Origin of the sequence: Bradyrhizobium sp. (assembly GCF_049798375.1) — a bacterium.
Taxonomy (GTDB): domain Bacteria; phylum Pseudomonadota; class Alphaproteobacteria; order Rhizobiales; family Xanthobacteraceae; genus Bradyrhizobium.
Map to the genome: position 1 here is coordinate 1 of NZ_JBARGP010000482.1, position 3,689 is coordinate 3,689.

The following is a 3,689-nucleotide window of genomic DNA, read 5'->3' on the forward strand; positions in this document are numbered from 1 at the left end:
TCAGCTGATCGCCGACGAGGTGCAGCAGACCGGCACCGTCGATCACACGCCGGTCTATCCGCGCGAGGTGATCAAGCGCGCGCTGGAGCTCTCCGCCACCGCCATCATTCTCGTGCACAACCATCCCTCCGGCGACCCGACGCCGTCCCAGGCCGACATCCGCATGACCAAGGCCATCGTCGATATCGCCAAGCCGCTCGGCATTGCCGTGCATGACCACATCATCGTCGGCAAGAACGGGCACACCAGCCTGAAAGGCGACGGGCTGATGTGAGTCGATGCCGTGTGGTGTCTCGCCCTGACGGCACGCCGCGTCACGACCGTTTGATCGCGTCGCTGCCATCGGCATTACATCGGTAGCCAATCCGGCAGTATTCGCCACCATCCGGCAACAGCCACTGAGCAGCCTTGGGTCTCCGCACGGCATGATGATTTTGCCGGCGCGTCTTTCAAGGAGGCTCTGTTGGCCACAGGCAATATCCAGACGATCCGCATCGATGACATCGCGCAATCGAATCCCGCGGACGATGCCGCTCGCCTGATCACGGCGATTCGCGCCCTCGCGCCCGAGATTGCGGCCCGCTCCAAGGAGATCGAGGACGGCCGCCGCGTGCCGGGCGACATTGCCGTGACCCTGCGCAGGCTCGGTCTGTTCCGGAGCCTGCTGCCGCTCAGCGTTGGCGGCCTCGAGCTGACCGCGCCGGATGTCGTGCAGATGTTGGAAATCCTGGCCGCGGCCGACAGCTCGGTCGGCTGGGTTACGATGATCGGCATGACGTCGCAGCTCTTCATCACCAGGGCGCCGCTTGCGATGCTGCAGCGGATTTATCGTGACGATCCCGACATGCTGATGGTCGGCGCAGGCGTACCGATCGGACAAGCCGAGCGGATCGCCGGTGGCTACCGGGTGTCGGGGCGTTGGCCGTTCTCCAGCGGCTGCCAGAATGCGCAATGGATCGCTGGTCATTGCATCGTTTGCGTAGATGGTCAGCCGGTCATGACCGAGCACGGACCCGAAACCAAGGTCGTCATGCTGCCTGCCGACCGTTGGCGCATCGAGGAGACGTGGCAAGCATCAGGCTTGACCGGCACCGGCAGCCACCACGTGATGCTCGACAATGTCGAGATTCCTGCGGCAGAGGCTTTCGATCTGTTCGGCGGAAAATCGTCCGTGCCGGGACCGCTCGCATGCGACGTGATGCCGCTCAATGCGAGCTTCCATGCAGCCGTCGCGGTCGGCATCGCGACCGGCGCGATGGCTGATCTCGTCGCCATGGCCAATGGCAGGCGCCGTCAGCTGTTCGCGGCGATGGAGTTGAAGGACTCCCCAGTGTTCCAGCATGAAATCGGCCGGCTCGATGCCGAGCTGCGTGCCGCGCGGGCGCTGACCCGGACGCAGGTCGAACAGCAATGGTCTCGGGCCGTCGCCGGCACGCTCGACGGCAAGGCCGATCTCGCCGAGGCTCTCCAGGGCAGCGCCTGGGTGCATGCCGCCTGCACCAATGTCGTGAGCGGTTGCTACACGCTCGGCGGCTCGAGTTCGATCATGAATGCATCGCCGCTGCAGCGCCGCCTGCGCGACGTCCATGCGGCCCGGCAGCACTTCTTCGCCCAGGAGCGGTTCTACGGCGCCGCCGGCAGAGGCGTGCTCGGCTTCCCGCCGGCCGATCCGATCTCCGGACAGTGAGCCCGCCTTCAGCGAGGTTCGCTTGAACCGCGCGGCACGCTCATGCAACCTGATCGGGATGCATGAGCGGAGTCGTCGGATGCGCGTGGCGTTGATCGCACCTCTGTTGAGCCTTGTACTATCTGTGATATTCGGACTGTCTGCGGCGGTGGCTGCCTATAACCCCAGCGATCCCGCCAACTGCAACGGCATCGGATGGGACGATGCGCAGCCGCTGACAGTTGCCAAGGTCATCGCGCAACGGCGCGTCAACTTCGTCAAGAGCCCCTATGACGATGACTTCAAGGCTGATAGCTGCCCGGCAGCGAGCGAAGCGTGCCGGAAGCGATCCTATCTCATCACGGACGACCTCGTGCTGGTCGGCAAGACCAAAGGCGATTTCACCTGCGTGAGCTACCAGGCGCCGCTCGCCAAAGCCCAGACCTGGACCACCGGGTGGCTGCCGAGCGTCGCGTTGGCCAAGGTCGAGCGCATGCCGGCGCCTGCGGCTGCAGACTGGCTTGGCAACTGGGAGCATCCCGGTGGCGGGCTCACGATCACGAAGGCTGCCGACGGCCGGTTCAAGATCGAGGGCGGTCAGGTCGTGCCGGCCGGACGCGACTTCAACGCTGGCGCGATCAACGCCCTGGCAGCGCCGAAGGACGGGATCATCGCCTTCGTCGACGATGGCTCGACGCCGTTCGAGCGCCCGAGCCAGGGCGATGAGTGCCGCGTCCGCTTGCAGCGGGTCGGACCGCTGCTGCTGGTCGAGGAGAACAATGATTGCGGCGGTTCCGGCGTCAGCTTCACCGGGCTCTATCGCCGTACGTGATGGCTCACGCGTAGCGCCGCGCCAGCGCGACGCAGACCACGACCAGGCCGGTTGCCAGAATCATGCTCCAGGCGACCGGCTCGTGCAGCAAGAGGCCGGCCAGCGCGAGGCCGAGAAACGGTTGCAGCAACTGCAACTGCCCGACGCTGGCGATGCCGCCTGCGGCAAGGCCGCGATACCAGAACAGGAAGCCGACCAGCATGCTGAAGATCGAGACGTAAGCGAGCCCGAGCCAGGCCGGCGTGTCGATCGCCTGCCACGACGGCGGACAGGTCACGGCGGCGAGCAGCAGCATGAACGGCGAGGCCAGCAGCAGCGCCCAGGAGATCACCTGCCAGCCGCCAAGCTTTCGCGACAAGACCGCGCCTTCGGCATAGCCGAGGCCGCACAGCACGATCGCCGCGATCATCAGGAGATCGCCGGTTGGCGAGACCGTGCCATCGTTCGATAGCGCGAAGGCGCCGACTGCCGCACTCCCCATCAGCGAGAACAGCCAGAACAGCGGCTTCGGCCGTTCCGCGCCGCGCAGCACGCCGAAGATCGCGGTGGCGAGCGGCAGCAGGCCGACGAACACGATCGAGTGCGCCGAGGTAATGTGCTGAAGCGCGAGCGCGGTCAGCAGCGGAAAGCCGATCACGACGCCGAAGGCGACGATCACCAGCGAGGCGAGATCAGCCCGCGCCGGTCGCGCCTGCCGCAGCAACAGCAGAAGCGCACCGCCGAGCATGGCGGCGATGCTGGCCCGCGCCGCGGTCAGGAACAGCGGCGGAAAGCTGGCCACTGCCACGCGCGTTGCCGGCAGCGAGGCGCTGAAGATCGCCACGCCCAACAATCCGCTACCCCACCCTTCGATTGATTTCATGCCGCTTCCTTACTTTGGAGCGCGACCCTAGCGGCGCACGGCTTGTTCGGGCAGCCACAGAGCAGTACAATTGTGCTGAACTGTACTGCTCATTGGAGCCATACACTTGTCCTCCCCATCGACGTCATCTTCTGTCGAAGGCGGCCGCATCGCCGATGTCATCGACGCGATCCGTGCGCGCGTGGCGAGCCGTGCTCTTGGCCCCGGCGACCGGCTGCCCTCGATCCGCGGCTTTGCCGCGACCATGAAAGTGTCGCCGTCCACCGTGGTGGAGGCCTATGACCGGCTCGCCGCCGAGGGCCTGATCCGGGCGCGGCGCGGCTCCGGCT

5 protein-coding genes are annotated in these 3,689 nt (G+C 66.1%); 4 read left to right on the forward strand and 1 reads right to left on the reverse strand.

The window, feature by feature from the left end; translation table 11 throughout:
- The 3 genes from WA702_RS19875 to WA702_RS19885 all read left to right on the forward strand — a co-directional run.
- The coding region (locus WA702_RS19875; protein ID WP_425112251.1) for a JAB domain-containing protein at positions 1-274 on the forward strand (274 nt) is incomplete at its 5' end.
- Between the two features lie 189 nt (positions 275-463).
- The gene (locus tag WA702_RS19880) at positions 464-1,687 is read left to right on the forward strand and encodes an acyl-CoA dehydrogenase family protein (protein WP_425112252.1); all 1,224 of its coding nucleotides are present in this window, start codon (positions 464-466) and stop codon (positions 1,685-1,687) included.
- 79 nt (positions 1,688-1,766) lie between these two features.
- Positions 1,767-2,498, forward strand: a complete 732-nt coding sequence (locus WA702_RS19885; RefSeq protein WP_425112253.1) for a hypothetical protein — start codon at positions 1,767-1,769, stop codon at positions 2,496-2,498.
- Between the two features lie 4 nt (positions 2,499-2,502).
- Here WA702_RS19885 and WA702_RS19890 read toward each other — a convergent pair whose 3' ends face one another.
- On the reverse strand, positions 2,503-3,360 hold the full coding sequence (locus WA702_RS19890) for a DMT family transporter (RefSeq protein ID WP_425112254.1): 858 nt from the start codon (positions 3,358-3,360) through the stop codon (positions 2,503-2,505).
- A 106-nt stretch (positions 3,361-3,466) separates the two neighbouring features.
- Between WA702_RS19890 and WA702_RS19895 the strand changes: the two genes are divergently transcribed.
- A partial coding sequence (locus tag WA702_RS19895) for a GntR family transcriptional regulator (protein WP_425112255.1) occupies positions 3,467-3,689 on the forward strand: 223 nt, incomplete at its 3' end.